14 protein-coding genes are annotated in these 18164 nt (G+C 31.9%); 6 read left to right on the top strand and 8 right to left on the bottom strand.

Annotated elements, in window-relative coordinates; all coding sequences use genetic code 11:
- Positions 1 to 94 precede the first annotated feature (94 nt).
- The 3 genes from ES044_RS01495 to pyrH form a co-directional block, all read right to left on the bottom strand.
- A complete protein-coding gene (locus ES044_RS01495; protein ID WP_147117556.1) occupies positions 95 to 2470 on the bottom strand; it encodes an efflux RND transporter permease subunit in 2376 nt (791 codons plus the stop codon).
- A gap of 96 nt (positions 2471 to 2566) precedes the next feature.
- On the bottom strand, positions 2567 to 3121 hold the full coding sequence (gene frr, locus ES044_RS01490) for a ribosome recycling factor (RefSeq protein WP_147117555.1): 555 nt from the start codon (positions 3119 to 3121) through the stop codon (positions 2567 to 2569).
- 23 nt (positions 3122 to 3144) lie between these two features.
- Entirely contained in the window at positions 3145 to 3855 is a 711-nt protein-coding gene (pyrH, locus tag ES044_RS01485; protein ID WP_147117554.1) for a UMP kinase, read from the bottom strand.
- 226 nt (positions 3856 to 4081) lie between these two features.
- Between pyrH and tig the strand changes: the two genes are divergently transcribed.
- The 4 genes from tig (at position 4082) to dnaG (ending at position 9860) form a co-directional block, all read left to right on the top strand.
- Positions 4082 to 5407 carry a trigger factor gene (tig, locus tag ES044_RS01480; RefSeq protein ID WP_147117553.1) on the top strand — a complete coding sequence of 442 codons (1326 nt, stop codon included), beginning with the start codon at positions 4082 to 4084 and terminating at the stop codon, positions 5405 to 5407.
- Between the two features lie 212 nt (positions 5408 to 5619).
- On the top strand, positions 5620 to 6279 hold the full coding sequence (clpP, locus tag ES044_RS01475) for an ATP-dependent Clp endopeptidase proteolytic subunit ClpP (protein WP_147117552.1): 660 nt from the start codon (positions 5620 to 5622) through the stop codon (positions 6277 to 6279).
- A 79-nt stretch (positions 6280 to 6358) separates the two neighbouring features.
- Positions 6359 to 7594 carry an ATP-dependent Clp protease ATP-binding subunit ClpX gene (clpX, locus tag ES044_RS01470; RefSeq protein ID WP_147117551.1) on the top strand — a complete coding sequence of 412 codons (1236 nt, stop codon included), beginning with the start codon at positions 6359 to 6361 and terminating at the stop codon, positions 7592 to 7594.
- A gap of 250 nt (positions 7595 to 7844) precedes the next feature.
- Positions 7845 to 9860 (top strand): DNA primase, encoded by a 2016-nt coding sequence (gene dnaG, locus ES044_RS01465; RefSeq protein ID WP_147117550.1) that lies wholly within the window; start codon positions 7845 to 7847, stop codon positions 9858 to 9860.
- Positions 9861 to 10573: 713 nt separating this feature from the next.
- Here dnaG and nadE read toward each other — a convergent pair.
- The gene (gene nadE / locus ES044_RS01460; protein WP_147117549.1) at positions 10574 to 11362 is read right to left on the bottom strand and encodes an NAD(+) synthase; all 789 of its coding nucleotides are present in this window, start codon (positions 11360 to 11362) and stop codon (positions 10574 to 10576) included.
- A 60-nt stretch (positions 11363 to 11422) separates the two neighbouring features.
- Between nadE and gldB the strand changes: the two genes are divergently transcribed.
- Together gldB and gldC are read left to right on the top strand one after the other, a co-directional pair.
- Positions 11423 to 12385 (top strand): gliding motility lipoprotein GldB, encoded by a 963-nt coding sequence (gene gldB / locus ES044_RS01455; protein WP_147117548.1) that lies wholly within the window; start codon positions 11423 to 11425, stop codon positions 12383 to 12385.
- Positions 12385 to 12717: a gliding motility protein GldC gene (gldC, locus tag ES044_RS01450; protein WP_147117547.1), complete on the top strand. Its 333-nt coding sequence runs from the start codon at positions 12385 to 12387 to the stop codon at positions 12715 to 12717. The genes gldB and gldC overlap by 1 nt, the downstream gene beginning before the upstream one ends.
- 5 nt (positions 12718 to 12722) lie before the next feature.
- Here gldC and folK read toward each other — a convergent pair whose 3' ends face one another.
- The 4 genes from folK to accD all read right to left on the bottom strand — a co-directional run bounded on the left by folK (position 12723) and on the right by accD (position 17737).
- Positions 12723 to 13847, bottom strand: coding sequence for a 2-amino-4-hydroxy-6-hydroxymethyldihydropteridine diphosphokinase (folK, locus tag ES044_RS01445; RefSeq protein WP_147117546.1), 1125 nt, complete (start codon positions 13845 to 13847; stop codon positions 12723 to 12725).
- A gap of 109 nt (positions 13848 to 13956) precedes the next feature.
- The gene (locus ES044_RS01440) at positions 13957 to 16236 is read right to left on the bottom strand and encodes a polyribonucleotide nucleotidyltransferase (RefSeq protein WP_147117545.1); all 2280 of its coding nucleotides are present in this window, start codon (positions 16234 to 16236) and stop codon (positions 13957 to 13959) included.
- A gap of 223 nt (positions 16237 to 16459) precedes the next feature.
- The gene (rpsO, locus tag ES044_RS01435) at positions 16460 to 16729 is read right to left on the bottom strand and encodes a 30S ribosomal protein S15 (RefSeq protein ID WP_147117544.1); all 270 of its coding nucleotides are present in this window, start codon (positions 16727 to 16729) and stop codon (positions 16460 to 16462) included.
- A gap of 138 nt (positions 16730 to 16867) precedes the next feature.
- Positions 16868 to 17737 carry an acetyl-CoA carboxylase, carboxyltransferase subunit beta gene (gene accD / locus ES044_RS01430; RefSeq protein ID WP_147117543.1) on the bottom strand — a complete coding sequence of 290 codons (870 nt, stop codon included), beginning with the start codon at positions 17735 to 17737 and terminating at the stop codon, positions 16868 to 16870.
- Between the last annotated feature and the right edge of the window lie 427 nt (positions 17738 to 18164).

The raw sequence follows: 18164 nt of genomic DNA, 5'->3' as shown, positions 1-18164 counted from the left end.
TTTTGAGTAGTTTTACTCTAGATTTAATAAATCTTGAATTCCCCAATTTTCAATAATAATAAACCTTTACTAAATTATTTTAGTAAAGGTTTTTTTATAGTTCTGTTTTTTCTTCTTCTGTTGGTAAAATTTTAATTTTAGGTTCTTTAAACATTTTTTTATTGGCAATTTTCTTTTCGAAAGTTAGCAATAAAGAGGGGAGCAATAATAAGTTAGAAACCATTGCTAATAGTAACGTTATAGAAACCAAGCCACCAAGTGCTATCGTGCCACCAAAACTTGAGAGACAAAATACTAAAAAGCCAAAAAATAACACAATAGAAGTATAAAACATACTTACCCCTGTTTCTCTTAAAGCGGCGTACACAGAGGGTTTTATGCGCCAATCATGCGCAATTAATTCTTGTCTGTATTTTGCTAAAAAGTGAATGGTATCATCTACAGAAATACCAAAGGCAATACTAAACACTAAAATTGTAGAAGGTTTTATAGGGATGCCGAAAAAGCCCATCAATCCTGCTGTAATAAGTAGCGGAAGAATATTTGGCAGCAACGAAATGACAATCATTTGTGGTGATCTAAACATCCAAGCCATAAAAAGTGCAATTAAAACAATAGCCAATGATAAAGAAAATACCAAATTGGTAATTAAGTAATTAGTTCCTTTAATAAAAACGAGTGCCTTACCTGTAATAGAAACTTCATAGGTATCCGAAGGAAATTCTTTATCAACAACGGCTCTTAATCGTTCTTGAATAACATCCATCTTATCGGTGCCAATATCTTTCATAAAGGTAGTTATTCTTGCATAACGCCCCGTAGAATCTACAAAGTTTTTTAGCAAGCCTGCATCATTATTTGTGTTTTTTGTATAGGCAAAAATATAACTCTGCTCTTGTGTTGTTGGTAGCTGATAGTATTTAGGGTTACCCAAATAATAAGCTTGTTTTGAGTATTTTACTAAATTTACAACAGAGATTGGTTTTGATAGCTCAAGGAAGGATTCAATGGCTTCATTAATTTTATCCATCTTTTTTAAGGTCGATAATTTCATAACGCCTTTTTCCTTTTTAGTATCAATTAAAATTTCTAATGGCATAATACCACCAAATTCTCTTTCAAAGAACTTAATATCTTTATAAAAGCTGGTGCTTTTAGGCATATCTTCTATTAAACTGCCAGAAACTTTAATTTTATAAACGCCAATAATGCTTAATACAATGACAATAACGGTTGTAAAATAAATGGTAATTCGTTGATTTCTTACCATTCTTTCCATCCAATCTACTACATTTTCTATCCATTGCCTTTCAAGGTGATTTAGATGCTTCTTTTTAGGAAGTGGCATAAAACTATAGATAATTGGAATAATCAATAAAGCTAAAATAAAAATACTAATGATGTTTACAGAAGCTAAAATTCCGAATTCGCGTAATAAATCACTCTTAACAAATACAAAAGTGGCAAAACCAGAGGCAGTCGTAATATTGGTCATTAAAGTTGCATTCCCAACTTTAGCAATTACACGTTGTAAAGATTTTGCTTGATTACCGTGTTTTTTAATTTCTTGTTGATATTTGTTTATCAGAAAAACGGCGTTGGGTACCCCAATTACAATAATTAATGGCGGAATTAATGCTGATAAAACAGTAATTTCAAATCTAAACCATCCTATAAAACCAAAAGCCCAGGTAACACCTATGGTAACCACAAGTAGGGTTATAAAGGTTGCTCTATAAGATCGGAAAAAGAAAAAGAAGATAACGGCTGTTATTAAAAGTGCGCCTAAAACAAACAGCAGTATTTCACCTTGAATGTTTTGTGCGTTTAAAGTTCTAATGTATGGCATTCCAGAAATACGAACATCAACATTATTATCCTTTTCAAACTTTTCTATGATAGGAATTAACGTATTAAATATGAAATCTCTACGTTTTGGTGTGTTTACAATATCTTTTTTTATGTAAATAGCAGTTTGTAGGGTGCCTGTTTCTTTATTAAATAGCAAATTATCATAAAAAGGAAGTTTTTCGAAAAGCTCTTTCTTAATGGCTAAAACTTCAGCTGTTGTTTTAGGGTTTGTTTTATAAAGTGGTTCTAAAACAAATTTTCTTTTTTTTCTATCGGCCTTTAATTTTTGAACATCTGCAATAGAAAGTGTAAAATCTATTTCTTCTAAATCATCAAATTGATTTACTAAATTGTTCCAAGCATTAAATTTTTTAGGTGTAAAAACAGTAGAATCTTTAATACCAAGAATAACAAGATTGCCTTCTTCACCAAAAATTTCTAAAAACTTATTGTATTCTAAATTGGCTTCATGGTTTTCTGGTAATAAGTTTGCTTCTGTATATGAAAACTTCATATACTTCATTTGTGATGCTAACAAACCTGTAATGATGGCAATACCTAATAAAACCAAGTAACGGTTTCTTAAAATAATACCCGCAACTTTTGTCCAGAAATTCATTTAAAAATTTTATGTAAAGGTAGTTAAATTGTAGAGGTGTATAAACAAACAAAGAGTGTTTTGCAACACTCTTTGTTAAACACTTAAATAATAGTTTTATACAGTCATGATTTCCTTTTCTTTTACAGATAAGGTTTCATCTATTTTTTTAACATAAGTATCTGTTAACTTTTGAATATCGTCTTCTACAATTTTCTTCATGTCATCAGAAACATCTGTTTTTTTGATGTCGTTATTAGCGTCTTTACGCGCATTTCTAATACCAACTTTTGCATGTTCTGCCTCTGCTTTTGCTTGTTTTGCCAAACCTATTCTTCTTTCTTCGGTTAACGGGGGTACGTTTATCATTATAATATCACCGTTATTCATTGGGTTTAAGCCAAGGTTTGCTATTTGAATTGCTTTTTCTATGGGCTGTAACATATTTTTTTCCCAAGGCTGCACGCTTAATGTTCTTGGGTCTGGTGTGTTTACGTTTGCAACTTGCCCAAGTGGGGTTTGCGAACCATAATAATCTACCATAACAGTGCCTAACATAGCAGGTGTTGCTTTACCTGCCCTAATAGAACGCAATTCTTTTTCTAAATGCTCAATGGCATTTTGCATTGCTTCTTTGGCAGTATCTAAAATAAATTCAATTTCTTCGTTCATCTTTTATTATTTAAAGATTTTGCTTAATTAATGTCTACTATGGTTCCAATTTTTTCTCCAGAAACCAATCTTAATAAATTTCCGTTTGTATTCATATCGAATACGATGATTGGCAGTTTATTTTCTTCACTTAAGGTAAATGCGGTCATATCCATCACTTTTAAACCTTTTTGAATTACTTGTTTAAAGGTAATCGTTTCAAATTTAACAGCATCTTTATTTTTTTCAGGATCTGCGTTGTAAATTCCATCAACTCTTGTTCCTTTTAAAATACAATCTGCATCTATTTCAATAGCCCTTAAAACCGCTGCTGTATCTGTTGTGAAATAAGGATTTCCGGTTCCTGCACCAAAGATTACTACACGTCCTTTCTCTAAATGCCTAATTGCCTTTCTTTTAATATACGGTTCTGCAACTTCTTTAATTTCTAAAGCAGTTTGTAAACGCGTATTTACATCTTCATCTTCTAGTGCACTTTGTAAAGCCAAACCATTTATAACGGTCGCTAACATCCCCATGTGATCACCTTGCACACGATCCATGCCATTTGCAGCGCCAGCAACACCTCTAAAAATATTTCCACCACCAATAACAATAGCAACTTCAATACCTCTTTCTACTACTTGTTTAATTTCTTTTGCGTATTCAGCAAGACGTTTTGGGTCTATACCATATTGTCTATTGCCCATTAAGGCTTCTCCACTTAATTTTAAAAGAATTCTTTTGTATTGCATGTTTATTTGGTTGTTTGTACTTTTCTTGTTAAGGAAGAAAAGTTACGCAAAATTAAGTATTTTTTTTATTTATAATGAATTCAGCTTTATTGTTTTAGTTTTTAATTCTCTTAATAAAATTAAAAGGGATTCGAAAAACCTGAAATTGAACAATTTAAACTTTTGTAAGCTAAATTAATTTGATTATTTTTGCAGTCGATTTTTTAAGAACTAGATACAATAAGAAATGAATATTACAAGAGAAAATGTAGATGCGTTAAACGCAGTTGTAAGAGTGGATATTGTTGCAGATGATTACCAAGCAACCGTAACAGAAAAGTTAACAGATTATCGTAAAAAAGCAGATGTTCCTGGTTTTAGAAAAGGGCATGTGCCAATGGGGATGATTAAAAAGCAGTATGGCAAATCTATCATGATGGAGGAGGTTAACAAGCTTTTACAAAATTCTTTAAATAAATTTATAACAGCAGAAAAGTTAGAGATTTTAGGAAATCCTATTCCTAGAGTTAATGAGAACTTTAACTGGAATTCAGATAGCTTTACTTTTGAATTCGAATTAGGTTTAGCGCCGGTATTTGAGGTTGATTTATCAGAAAAAAACAAAATTAAACAGTACAATATTGTTGCTACTGATACTTTAATGAACGAAGAAGTAAAGAATATTCAGACTCGTTACGGAAAAGTTAGTCCGGTAGAAGAAGCAACTGAAGAGGCTAATATTACAGGAACTTTTGTAAACGAAGAAAAGGAAATCAATAAAAAAGCTACTTTTTTAGTTCAAGATTTAGAAGGAAAAGATAACCAAAATAGCGTTATTGGATCTAAAATAGGTGATGTGCTTGAGTTAGGAACAAAGAAATTGTTTAAAAACGATCATAAATTACAAGAAATTTTAGAAGTTGCTCATGAAGAAATTCATGATTTAGATATCACCATTACTTTTACAGTAGAAGATATTACAACAACAGAGCCAGCGGCGTTAGATCAAGAATTGTTCGATAAATTATTTTCTGATGGAAGCGTTACTACCGAAGCCGAATTAAGAGAAAAAATTAAGGAAGATGCAGAAAAGCAATTTCAACAACAATCAGATCAACAGTTATTAACTTCTGTACAGGCATATTTAATAGAGAATACAAAGTTTGATTTACCTGCAGAATTCTTAAAAAAATGGCTAAAAACTGCGGGTGAAAAAGAATTAACAACCGAAGAGGCTGAAGCTGAATTCGAAAAATCTGAAAAAGGATTGCGTTATCAATTAATCGAAGGTAAAATGATGAAAGATAATGACATCAAATTAGATTATAAAGAATTGGTGGATTATGCAAAAGGATTTATTCGTCAGCAAATGGCACAGTTTGGTAACATGAATCCAGAAGAAAAAGAGTTGGATGATATTGCGGGTAGAATTTTACAGAATCAAGAGGAAGCTCAAAAATTACAAGGACAGTTAATTAGTCAAAAACTAATTACGTTCTTTAAAGAGCAGATCACTTTTAAAACAGAAGAGGTTTCTTACGAAGATTTTGTTAAAGAAGCGTATGCACAATAATTATCATTGCAAGTATTAATGCTGAACTTGTTTCAGTAACGAAGTACGTTGGCTCTAGAAAAGAGACGACTGCATCTAGTTGTACTTCACAAAGACAAAAATTATAGAAAACCTGAATTGTAAGATTCAGGTTTTCTAGTTTAAACTCTAACAAAATATTAAGAGAATTGTTCATACCTTTGCAATTCATAATATCATAAAAGAAACAATACATGGATTACGGCAAAGAGTTCAAAAAATTCGCAACAAAAGACCAAGGCATTAGTAGCACTTACTTTAATCAAATTACAAGTAGTTTAACGCCATATATCATGGAAGAACGTCAAATGAACATCACTCAAATGGATGTTTTTTCGCGTTTAATGATGGATAGAATTATCTTTTTAGGAACAGGAGTTAACGACCAAGTAGCAAACATTATACAAGCACAATTGTTATTTTTAGAAAGTTTAGATTCTAATAAAGATATTTCAATTTATATCAACTCTCCAGGAGGAGGCGTTTACGCTGGTTTAGGTATTTATGATACAATGCAGTTTATAAAACCAGATGTAGCTACAATTTGTACAGGAATGGCGGCTTCTATGGGCGCAGTTTTAATGTGTGCAGGTGCTAAAGGAAAACGTTCTGCGTTACCTCACTCTAGAATTATGATTCACCAACCAATGAGCGGAACGCAAGGTCAAGTTTCTGATATGGAAATTACCATTAAAGAAACAATCAAATTGAGAGATGAATTGTACACAATTATTTCTAATCATTCAGGTCAGACTTACGATAAAATTAAAACAGATTCTGATAGAGATTATTGGATGAGGGCAGATGAGGCAAAAACCTACGGAATGATTGATGAAGTTTTAGCGAGAAAATAAAAAAGCAGTTAGCTAGTAGCTTTTGGCGGTTTGCTAATAGCGAAATGCCAAAAGCTAAAGGCAAAAAGCAAAATAGAAAATGTCGAAAGAAGAAAATTTAGAGTGTTCATTTTGTGGACGAAAAAAAGTAGAAACAGATTTGTTAATTGCAGGTATGGATGCCCATATTTGTGACAAATGTATAGAACAAGCACACGGAATTGTAGAAGAAGAAGTTTCTGAATCTAAATCTAGTGGTTTGTCAAAAGACTTAATGCTAAAAAAGCCTAGAGAAATTAAGGACTTTTTAGATGAATATATCATTGGTCAAACTGAAACAAAACGTGCAATGGCAGTTGCTGTTTATAACCATTATAAGCGTCTGTTGCAAGAAAATGAGGATGACGATGTAGAAATAGAAAAGTCTAATATTATTTTAGTGGGTGAAACAGGTACAGGAAAAACATTGGTTGCAAAAACAATTGCAAGAATGTTAAATGTTCCTTTTTCTATTGTAGATGCTACGGTATTAACACAAGCAGGTTATGTAGGTGAAGATGTAGAAAGCATTTTAAGTAGATTATTACAAGTAGCTGATTACGATGTTGCAAAAGCAGAAAAAGGAATCGTTTTTATTGATGAAATAGATAAAATTGCCAGAAAAGGTGATAATCCGTCAATTACAAGAGATGTTTCTGGCGAAGGTGTGCAACAAGCCTTATTAAAATTATTAGAGGGTACGGTTGTAAATGTTGCGCCAAAAGGCGGAAGAAAACATCCAGAGCAAAAGTTTACAGAGGTAAATACCAAAGATATTTTATTTATTGCAGGTGGTGCTTTTTCAGGGATAGACAGAATTATTAGCAAACGTTTAAACAGACAAGCTGTTGGTTTTGGCGCATCTCTAGAAGATGATAAAATTGATGAAGAAAACTTACTACAATACATTACACCTTTAGATTTAAAATCTTTTGGACTGATTCCTGAAATTATTGGGCGTTTACCAGTTTTAAGTTATATGAATCCTTTAGATGCTGAAACTTTACGGGCTATTTTAACAGAGCCAAAAAATTCAATAATTAAGCAATATGCGAAGTTATTTAAAATGGATGATGTTGATTTTACGATCGAAGAAGATGCTTTAAACTATATTGTAGGGAAAGCAGTTGAATATAAGTTAGGAGCAAGAGGTTTGCGTTCTTTATGTGAAGCTATCTTTACAGATGCAATGTTCGATTTACCAAGTTCTGACGAAAAAGAACTGCATGTAACTAAAGAATATGCAGAAGCAAAACTAACGAATACTACTTTAAAGAAGTTAAAAGCGGCTTCTTAGTCTTATTTGGGCGTTCCCTAAAGGTCAGGCTTTCGCACTCGCTTTTTTTGTAAAACACAAAAAAGAGCTCAAACAATTGCTCAATCCTTAACGCGTATCGCAAGCTAAAAAAGGAAGTACATATAATTTTATTTTATAATTATACAAACCTCAAAGGCTTCTAAAACCTTTGAGGTTTTTTTAATTACAATTTTTTTAAAAACAAAAATTGTAATTCTTATATTTGTTTCACTCTCTAATCAATTATTAAATGATTTCTAGAAGTAGTATAGATCGAGTTTTTGAATCTGCAAGAGTAGAAGAGGTTATTGGTGAATTTGTGCAACTAAAAAAAGCAGGAAGTAACTTTAAAGGACTAAGTCCGTTTACTGATGAAAAATCACCATCTTTTATGGTATCTCCTGTAAAACAAATTTGGAAAGATTTTTCTACAGGAAAAGGCGGGAACTCTGTTTCGTTTCTAATGGAGCACGAGCATTTTACGTATCCAGAAGCCTTAAAATGGTTGGCGAAAAAGTACAATATCGAAATTGAAGAGACCGAGCAAAGCAATGAAGAAAAAGCACAGATGAACGAGCGAGAAAGTATGTTCTTGGTTTCTACATTTGCCAAAGATTATTTTCATGATTTAATGCTAAATACCAATAAAGGAAAAGCAATTGGGCTAAGTTACTTTAAAGAAAGAGGTTTTAAGGATGAGATTATTACAAAATTCGATTTAGGATACTGTTATGATGAATGGGATAATTTTACAAAAGCAGCGTTAGCTAAAGGCTATGATTTAAAATATTTAGCTTCTACAGGATTGTCTATAGTAAAAGAAAATAGGCAGTTTGATCGCTTTAAAGGGAGAGTTATGTTTCCTATTCATTCTATGTCTGGAAGGATTTTAGGCTTTGGTGGTCGAATTTTAACAGCAGATAAAAAGGCAGCAAAATACTTAAACTCGCCAGAAAGCGATATTTATCATAAAAGTAAAATTTTATACGGAATTTATCAAGCCAAGAAAGAAATTGCAAAACAAGATAATTGTTATTTGGTAGAAGGCTATACAGATGTTATTTCTTTTTATCAATCGGGTATAGAAAATGTTGTGGCTTCTTCTGGTACTGCCTTATCATCTGATCAAATTAGATTGGTAAATAGATTAACAAAAAATATTACAGTACTTTTTGATGGAGATGCTGCAGGGATTAGAGCTTCTATTCGCGGAATCGATTTAATTCTAGAGCAAGGAATGAACGTAAAGGTAGTTCAGTTTCCTGATGGCGAAGATCCTGATAGTTTTGCGAAGGCGCATTCTGATGCCGAATTGAAAGAGTACTTAGAGACTTCTTCACAAGACTTCATCAACTTTAAAGTCTCACTTTTACTAAAAGACTCTAATAACGATCCTATAAAAAAAGCCACGGTTATTAGAGATATTGTTACCAGTATTTCTAAAATTCCTGATGGCATTCAAAGAGAAGTTTACGTACAAGAATGTTCTAGAATCATGGATATTTCAGAGCGCGTATTGTTTAGTGAGTTGGCACAAATATTAAAAAAAGAATCTTTTCAAAAGAGTAAAACGAGTTCAAATACAAGTTATAACTCAAATGTAGATCCTAACGAACCACCACCAGAATACTTTCAAGATCAAGAGCAAGCAGCAATGGGTCTTGTAAAAGGTGGTTCTATATCGTCTCAAAAAATTGATCAACTTACTATTTTAGAGCAAGAAATTATTAGAATTTTACTTTTATATGGTAACGAAGAGGTTGGTTTTATAGAAGAAATTACGAACGTAGATGAAGAGGGAAAAGAAATAATAACGAAAAGAAAGTACCAAAATAAAGTTTCTACAGAAATTTATTTGCATTTACAAGACGATGAAATTGAGTTTTCAAACACTATTTTTCAAGAAATATATAATGATATTATTATTCAATTAAATCAGTTTCAAAAGCTCGAAATCGAAAAGTTAATAAACAATCATAACCCGAATATTGCCGATACTGTTACTTCTATTTTAATGGATGAAGAAAAATACCAATTAAGCAATTGGGAAAGCAAAAGTATTGAAGTGAAATCTGCTTTAGAGGTTTTAACAAAGGTAGTAAATGATGCTGTTTTTAATTTACGTAGAATTTTGATCGGAAAAAAAATAGACGAACTTATGAAAGAGGCGATGGATGATGCTTCTGTCGAGATTGATTTAGAAACTATTAAAAATTATACAAGTCTTAAAACACGTCTTTTCGAGAAGCTAAATCGAGTCGTATAAATGCATCAATTGTACCTTTTTTTTTGATTTTAAATCATGAAAAGTAAAATGATTGATACATAATACGTTGTTTTGATATTTTTAAGCGCTAAAAAAAACAAGGATTTCTGCTTGCAGATTGCGATGTTAAAACTTGTAATATACTGTTTGGTCTCGTGAAAAATTGTAGAAAGTAGCGGTAAGAAGCATAAAGTATAAAGTTACTTATAAATTTTATTTTTTTTATATATTTAAATTTCAGTTACTTAAGTTCTGTTTAATCATCTATACAATCTCTTAAACATTTTTACAACATAGAAAAAAGGGGTTTTTCCCGTTTGTCTTTTTTTGTGAGATTTCTTTATTTTTTGTAGATTTACAATAGGTAAAATGCTTAAATATTATGAAAAGACTATTGCAAATCTTAAAAATTATCCAGTTGTTTATTTTTTTACCACTTGAAATTTCAAAAGGCTCCCAAAGAAGAGCTTATATGAAGATAAAAAGAATAATGGTAGCAGCTAATCTTCTTTAAATTCATCTACAATAAATTAAGATAAACCTCTATATTTTATTTATTACATGATTTTTTTATCTGGTGTGAAGATTAGTATTCACACTAATGACTATAATTTAAAAAAAAATCAACAGTATCAAAAATTCTAAAAGTTGATTTTTTTTTAGGTTATAAAATGGAGAAGGCCCCAAAATGAAAAACTAATAATCGCAGCGAATTATCGTACGTTTTTAGGTATTTCACAAACAGGAATTGGCATCATTTTATGTTGATTCATTCGATTTAATTTCTCGTAAAGAATAAAAACTTCTTTTTGTCTATCAATAAAATCTTTAGCAGTTTTACCCTGTTCTTGCATGCCCATTGCCCATTCTAATTCATCATAAGAAGCGCCTATTTGATCTTCATCAGTTCTGTCATCTCCCCATAAACCATCTGTAGGTGCAGCTTCAAGAATCTCTTGATGTATACCTAAATATTTTGCAAGTTCAAAAACCTCTGATTTCATTAAATCGGCAATCGGACTCAAATCGACACCTCCATCGCCATATTTTGTGTAAAAGCCAACACCAAAATCTTCTACTTTATTACCAGTTCCGGCAACTAAATACCCATGCAATGCAGCAAAATAATATAAAGTGGTCATTCGTAAACGAGCTCTTGTATTTGCTAAAGACATAAAACGACTTTCTTCGTTTTCTACTGCTGGGACTGCAGCAATTAAGCTATCAAAAACTGGTGTTAAATTTACTTCGGTTTTGGTTACCTTACTAAAATTTGTTTGTAACCATTTAATGTGGTTTTCTGCTCTTGATACTTGCTTTTTAGCCTGATGAATAGGCATTTCTAAACATAGTAAAGGCAAGCCTGTTTTTGCGCACAACGCAGAGGTTAATGCCGAATCTATTCCGCCAGAAACACCAATAACAAATCCTTTACTATTTGCATTTACCGCATATTCTTTTAACCAGTTGATGATGTATTCTGCTACTTTTTCGCTGTTCATTGATAAACTATTTTAGTACTTTTATCGTTCTTTAAATTGAACTACTAATATACGAATATAATGAGATTTTTATTTGCGTTTTTGATAGTTTTGAGCCTGTTTTTTTCATGTTCTCATAAAAATAATTCTAAAATTGACGTTTCTAAAATTGACGTCGATTTTAAAGTAAAAAGATATGACGTAGATTTTTATACTGCCACAAAAGAAACACTCCCAAAAGTTAAAGAAAAGTATCCATATTTATTTCCTAAAGAGTTTACAGATAGTATCTCATTATCAAAAATAAACGACCAACAAGAACAAGCGTTATATGCAGCAACACAGAAAGTGTTTAAAGACTTTTCATCCACAGTAAAACAAATTTCATCTCTTTTTAAACATGTAAAATATTATAATTCTGATTTTAAGGAGCCTACCATTGTTACGATGTTAACAAATATAGACTTCAACAATCGAGTAATCTATGCAGATAGTTTATTACTGATTTCTTTAGATGTTTATCTAGGAAAAGAAAATTCTTTTTATGGCGATTACCCGAAGTATATAAAAGAAAATAACACAAAAGAGCATATTGTGGTAGACGTGGCAAACGCCATGATTGATCAACAAGTGTATCCTTACAAGAGCAATAGAAGTTTTATTGATAAAATGATTCTCGAAGGAAAAAAAATGTATGCATTAGATGTGTATATACCAGCAATTCCGGATAAAGAAAAAACGGGCTTTACTCAAGAAAAACTCAATTGGGCAGAAGCAAATGAACTGGAAATATGGACCTACTTTATAGACAGAAAACTATTGTTTAGCACCGATACAGCGTTGAACAGTCGTTTTTTAGAAAGTGCGCCTTTTTCTAAATTTTATATGGAGCAAGATAATTTATCTCCAGGTAAAATTGGCGTTTGGATGGGCTGGCAAATTGTAAAATCGTACATGAAACATAATGACGTATCTTTGCAAGAATTATTAAAAATGAGTGAAGAAGAAGTCTTCAACAAATCTAAATACAAACCAAAAAGGTAATGGCAGTTAAACATAATTCAGAAATAAGATTTAAAATTGGTTTAGACGAAAATAAAGTTCCCGAAGAAATTTCTTGGACAGCAATAGACGGGGGTATTGATAATGACCCATCTAAAGCAGTAATGATTTCTGTTTGGGATCATAAAAAGAAAGATACCTTGCGGATGGACTTATGGACAAAAGACATGCCTGTTGATGAAATGAAACAATTTTATCATCAAACATTAGTATCTATGGCAGATTCTTTTGAAAAGGCCACAGATGACGCTAAAATGGGCGCTACAATGAAAGACTTTTGTGCTTATTTTGCAGAGAAGTTAGATCTAAAATAAAATTTTTAGACTTTTCTAATTTGATTAACAATCGATCTGTAATCGGTTTCATTGTCTACAAAATCAATTTCAGAAACATCAATCACCAAAATATTTAAGTCTTGTTGGGTGTTTATAAAACTTTTATAACCATCATGAATTTTTTGTAAATACCCAGCTTCAATATTTTGTTCATAGTCTCTTCCGCGTTTTTTTATATTTTCTAAAAGACGTTCTGTATTTTGATATAAATAGACGTACAAGTCAGGTTTTGTAATTTCCTTATACATCATATCAAACAATTTTCTATACAGAAGATATTCTTCTTTTTGAAGTGTAATTTGCGCGAAAATTAAAGATTTAAAGATATAATAATCAGATACTATAAAGTTTTTAAAAAGGTCTAATTGGGCTAAATCATCTGACAATTGTTGATAGCGATCTGCTAAAAAACTCATCTCTAAAGGAAATGCAAAGCGTTCTTTGTCTTCATAAAACTTCGGTAAAAACGGATTTTCTGCAAAGCGTTCTAAAATGAGTTTCGCATTAAATTCATCAGAAACCATATTGGCTAGCGATGTTTTTCCTGCGCCAATGTTTCCTTCAATGGCAATATAATTGTATTTCTCTGTAATCGGAATTGGTCTTTTTAGTAGTTGATTTACCAAAGAAATTTCAGAAGAATCTGTACAATTCAGTAAACAAACGGCAAGTTCTCTTTTTTCTATTGGATGCGTTATATTCGGAGCAATTTCAGCTAAAGGAACCAAAACAAACTTACGTTCTAACATTTTTGAATGCGGTACAATTAAAGTTTCTGAAAATATAATTTCTTGATCAAACAAGAGCATATCGATATCAATATTTCTATCAATATAGGCAGATGTTTCTTTTCTTTTTCTACCCAATTCTTTTTCTATTTCTAAAAGAATTTGCATCAGTTTTTCTGGTAGATGCTGTGTTGTTGTTTTTAAACAAATATTAAAGAAATCAGCACTCTCAAAACCCCAAGAAGCAGTTTTATAAACCGAAGATATTTTTTGAATCGAACCAACTTTATCAGCAATTAAATCAATTGCATTTTGAAGGTTGTCAAGCTTATCTCCTTGATTTGTTCCTAATGATAAGTATGTTATGTGTTGGTTTTTCAATATTTTTATTTAAAAAAGATGAGGTAGAAATTGCGAATACAAAGAAACAAAAAAGCATAAAAAAATCGCCAAAATTAATTGGCGATTTTCAATATCTATTTAAAAGAATTTACTCTTCTTTTTTTGGTTCATTAGAATCTCTAGGTGCTATTGGCTCTCTAGGTTTTCTATCATCACGTCTGTCATCACGGCCACGAGTATCTCTACTTCTAGAATCACGGCTTCCAGAGCGCTTATCATCTCTTGGTGGTCTTGCTACATACCCTTCTGGTTTTGGTAACAATGCTTTACGAGAAACTTTTTCTTTACGAGTTCTTGGGTCTAAGCCAAAGTACTTCACATCAAAAACATCACCCATATTCACAACATCTGTAACGTTTTCTGTACGTTCCCAAGCTAGTTCACTTACGTGCAATAAAACTTCGTTTCCTGGAGCTTCTGCATATTCTACAACGGCACCAAAATCTAACATTTTAATTACTTTTACTTCGTAAGCACTACCAACTGTTGGTTTGAATAACATCGATTCGATACGCGCAATTACTTTTTCTATTCCTGCAGGATCTGTTCCTAAAATTTCGATAATTCCTTCTTCTGTTACAGCGTCTTCAGTAATTACAATGGTAGTTCCTGTTTCTTTCTGTAATTCTTGAATATGTTTACCTCCTGGTCCAATAAATGCACCAATCATATCATTAGGAATACGTTTGTTAATCATTTTAGGAGCATGTTCCTTAACTTCTATGTTTGCAGAAGAAATGGTTTCAGTTATTTTCCCTAAAATATGTAAACGACCTTCACGAGCTTGTTTTAGTGCATTCACTAAAATTTCGTATCCTAATCCTTTTACTTTAATATCCATCTGACAAGCAGTAATTCCTTCAGAAGTACCTGTTACTTTAAAATCCATATCTCCTAAGTGATCTTCATCACCTAAAATATCAGATAATACAGCATATTTTCCAGATGCAGCATCAGAAATTAAGCCCATTGCAATACCAGAAACAGGTCTTATCATTTGTACACCTGCATCCATTAATGCCATTGTACCCGCACAAACAGTTGCCATAGAAGAAGAACCGTTAGATTCTAAAACTTCAGAAACTACTCTCACTGTATAAGGACAATCAGCAGGAATCATTCCTTTTAATCCACGTTGCGCTAAATTACCATGTCCAACTTCTCTACGAGAGGTTCCACGAATTGGTCTTGCTTCACCTGTACAAAAAGGAGGGAAGTTGTAATGTAAATAGAAATTCTCTTCACCTTCATAAGACGGCATATCTATTTTGTTTGCATCTCTTGATGTTCCTAGAGTAACGGTAGCTAAAGCTTGCGTTTCTCCACGAGTAAAAATTGCAGAGCCATGCACTGATGGTAAATAATCTACTTCAGACCAAATTGGTCTAATTTCATCCGTTTTACGACCATCTAAACGTAGACCTACATTTAAGGTTAAATCTCTAATCGCAGCTTTTTCTGCTTTGCGATAATAATCAGAAACCAAACCACCATAATCTGCTAATTCTTCTTCAGAAAAGGTAGCTTTAATAGCTTCTTTTATTTCTTTAAATGCAGCGCTTCTTTCATGTTTAGCAGATCCAGCTTCTGCAATAGCATATACTTTATCGTATGCCATATCATGAACCTTTTTCTCTAACTCTTTATCTTCTCTTGCGCCTTCGTATTCACGAACCGGTTTTTTACCAAATGCTTCTGCTAATCTTAATTGAGCAGCACATTGAATCTTAATAGCTTCGTGTGCAAACTTAATAGCGTCTGCCATTTCTTCTTCAGAAATCTCATCCATTTCACCTTCTACCATCATTACAGAATCTGCAGAAGCTCCAATCATCATATCGATGTCAGATTCTGCTAATTGTGCTCTTGTTGGGTTGATGATAAATTCACCGTTAATACGACCAACTCTTGCTTCAGAGATGGCACATTCAAACGGGAAGTCTGATAATTGAATCGCTGCCGATGCTGCTAAACCAGCCATTGCATCTGGCATTACGTCTTCATCATGAGACATTAACTGAATCATTACTTGCGTTTCTGCGGTATAATCTTTTGGGAATAACGGACGTAAAACACGGTCTACTAAACGCATTGTTAATACTTCGCCATCACTTGGTCTTGCTTCTCTTTTAAAGAAACCACCTGGATAACGACCTGCAGCTGCAAATTTTTCTCTGTAATCTACCGTTAATGGTAAAAAGCCAAGATCTTTTTGTTCATAATTGGAAACAACTGTACACAACATCATACATTTTCCTGATTGCACAACAACACTACCATGAGCTTGTTTTGCTAATTTTCCGGTTTCGATAGAAATTTCTCTTCCATCTCCAAGGTCTATAACCTCTCTAAATACTTTTGGAATCATAAAATTTAATTCTAATTTTTAATTACTATTTGTTGTTATGCTGTTGTTTGTTGTTGCAATGGAAATACAGAATTATTGTTGGTAACTCTGATTTTTTATATTTTAAATCTGTTTGTTAAACAGAAAGTATTCATTTTTAATAGCTTTAGGCTTCAGCCTAAAAACCCTTATTTTTTTTGCATAAAAAAAGAGGCACGTTTATAGCACCTCTTTTTTACAAGAATTATTTTCTAATTCCTAATTCTTTGATAATTGCACGGTATCTGTTGATTTCAGTTTTCTTTAGATAATCTAAAATACTTCTACGTTTACCTACCATCATTACAAGAGAACGCTCTGTATTATAATCTTTACGATTATTTTTTAAGTGTCCTGTTAAATGGTTAATTCTGTGCGTAAATAAAGCAATTTGTCCTTCTGAAGAACCGGTGTCGTTTTTTCCTTTACCGTGCTTCTCAAAAAGTTGCTCTTTTAATTCTTTAGTCAAGTACATGCCAATATTATTTAAATGATTTTTATGTAGATCAATGATGTATTCATTGAAGTTACAAAGGTACTATTAATTTTAAAAATAAAATCAACAAAATCAGTTCTTTTGTTGGTCTTTAAGAAGTCTAAAAAGTAATGGTTATTAGCTTTTTATTTCTTTTCTAACGGGTAAATTCTGAATTAAATCAATATATAAATTTACTTGTTTTTTTAAGTCTTTTCTTTCGTAAATAGCATCTAAAAAACCATGCTCTAATACAAATTCAGACTTTTGGAAACCTTCTGGCAATTCTTTTCCTGTAGTATCTTTTACAACTCTTGGACCTGCAAAGGCTATTAATGCGTTGGGTTCTGCAATATTAATATCGCCCAGCATAGCATAAGAAGCCGTTGTACCACCTGTTGTTGGATCTGTACATAAAGAAACGTAAGGAATTTTAGCTTCTGCTAATTGTGCTAATTTTGCAGAGGTCTTTACCAATTGCATCAAAGAAAGTGACGCTTCCATCATTCTTGCGCCTCCAGATTTAGAAACCATTAAAAAAGGAATTTTATGTTCGATGGAGTAATTAATTGCTCGTGCAATTTTTTCACCTACCACAGAACCCATAGAACCACCAATAAATGCAAAATCCATTGCGGCAATAACGATGTCTTTTCCTAAAGATTTTCCTACTGCAGTTCTCACAGCGTCTTTTAATTTGGTTTTCTCTTGAGCAGCTTTTAACCGTTCTGGATATTTTTTTGTGTCTTCAAATTTTAAAGGATCTTTAGAGGTTAAAGTCTCATTTAATTCTTCAAATTTATTGTCATCAAAAAATAACTCAAAATACTCTTTACTACCAATTCTTACATGGTAGCCGTCTTCTGGACTTACATATAAGTTCTTCTTTAGTTCTTCAGTATCTATAATTTTACCGCTAGGAGTTTTATACCAAAGACCTTTGGGTGTGTCTTTTTTATCTTCTGTAGCAGTTTGTATTCCTTTATCTGTTCTTTTAAACCAAGACATAGTTAGTTTATTTTATTTATTATGCGTTTTTTATCATCTTTTTGATCATAAAAGTAAGTTACAAATGTAAAATATTTTTGGTTACTATTGTTTTTTCTTCAAATAATCTTTTTTATCATTTAATGCTAGTTTCTAGCAAATGCGAATGCAAATTTAATTGTATAGGGTCGTGTAAATTAAATTGAATTATTTTTTGATTCATTGAAATTAAAAAGAAGTTGCATAGCATTGGTTACTGTAATTTTTCAATAATAAGTGGACGAATAAGAAATGATGTATTAGGAAATTATATGGTTAAATGAGATTATTAGGAATCTAAAGGTTTTAATATGTGCCGTAAAAAAACGAATTACACACATTACAATTTAATTTTTGAAAAAGAATCTCCTATTTTTACTACTACTTGCGCTTTCAATATCATTATTGG

The organism is Polaribacter sp. IC066 (genome assembly GCF_007997085.1).
Taxonomy (GTDB): Bacteria; Bacteroidota; Bacteroidia; order Flavobacteriales; family Flavobacteriaceae; genus Polaribacter.
The sequence above is the reverse complement of the archived record's forward strand: the minus strand, read 5'-3'. Positions and strand labels throughout refer to the sequence as shown.

Coding starts and splice junctions, on each gene's coding strand:
- pyrH (WP_147117554.1), bottom strand. CDS start 3,855: ATGCAATACAAAAGAATTCTTTTAAAATTAAGTGGAGAAGCCTTAATG.
- gldB (WP_147117548.1), top strand. CDS start 11,423: ATGAGATTTTTATTTGCGTTTTTGATAGTTTTGAGCCTGTTTTTTTCA.
- frr (WP_147117555.1), bottom strand. CDS start 3,121: ATGAACGAAGAAATTGAATTTATTTTAGATACTGCCAAAGAAGCAATG.
- nadE (WP_147117549.1), bottom strand. CDS start 11,362: ATGAACAGCGAAAAAGTAGCAGAATACATCATCAACTGGTTAAAAGAA.
- ES044_RS01440 (WP_147117545.1), bottom strand. CDS start 16,236: ATGATTCCAAAAGTATTTAGAGAGGTTATAGACCTTGGAGATGGAAGA.
- clpX (WP_147117551.1), top strand. CDS start 6,359: ATGTCGAAAGAAGAAAATTTAGAGTGTTCATTTTGTGGACGAAAAAAA.
- clpP (WP_147117552.1), top strand. CDS start 5,620: ATGGATTACGGCAAAGAGTTCAAAAAATTCGCAACAAAAGACCAAGGC.
- dnaG (WP_147117550.1), top strand. CDS start 7,845: ATGATTTCTAGAAGTAGTATAGATCGAGTTTTTGAATCTGCAAGAGTA.
- rpsO (WP_147117544.1), bottom strand. CDS start 16,729: ATGTACTTGACTAAAGAATTAAAAGAGCAACTTTTTGAGAAGCACGGT.
- tig (WP_147117553.1), top strand. CDS start 4,082: ATGAATATTACAAGAGAAAATGTAGATGCGTTAAACGCAGTTGTAAGA.
- gldC (WP_147117547.1), top strand. CDS start 12,385: ATGGCAGTTAAACATAATTCAGAAATAAGATTTAAAATTGGTTTAGAC.
- accD (WP_147117543.1), bottom strand. CDS start 17,737: ATGTCTTGGTTTAAAAGAACAGATAAAGGAATACAAACTGCTACAGAA.
- ES044_RS01495 (WP_147117556.1), bottom strand. CDS start 2,470: ATGAATTTCTGGACAAAAGTTGCGGGTATTATTTTAAGAAACCGTTAC.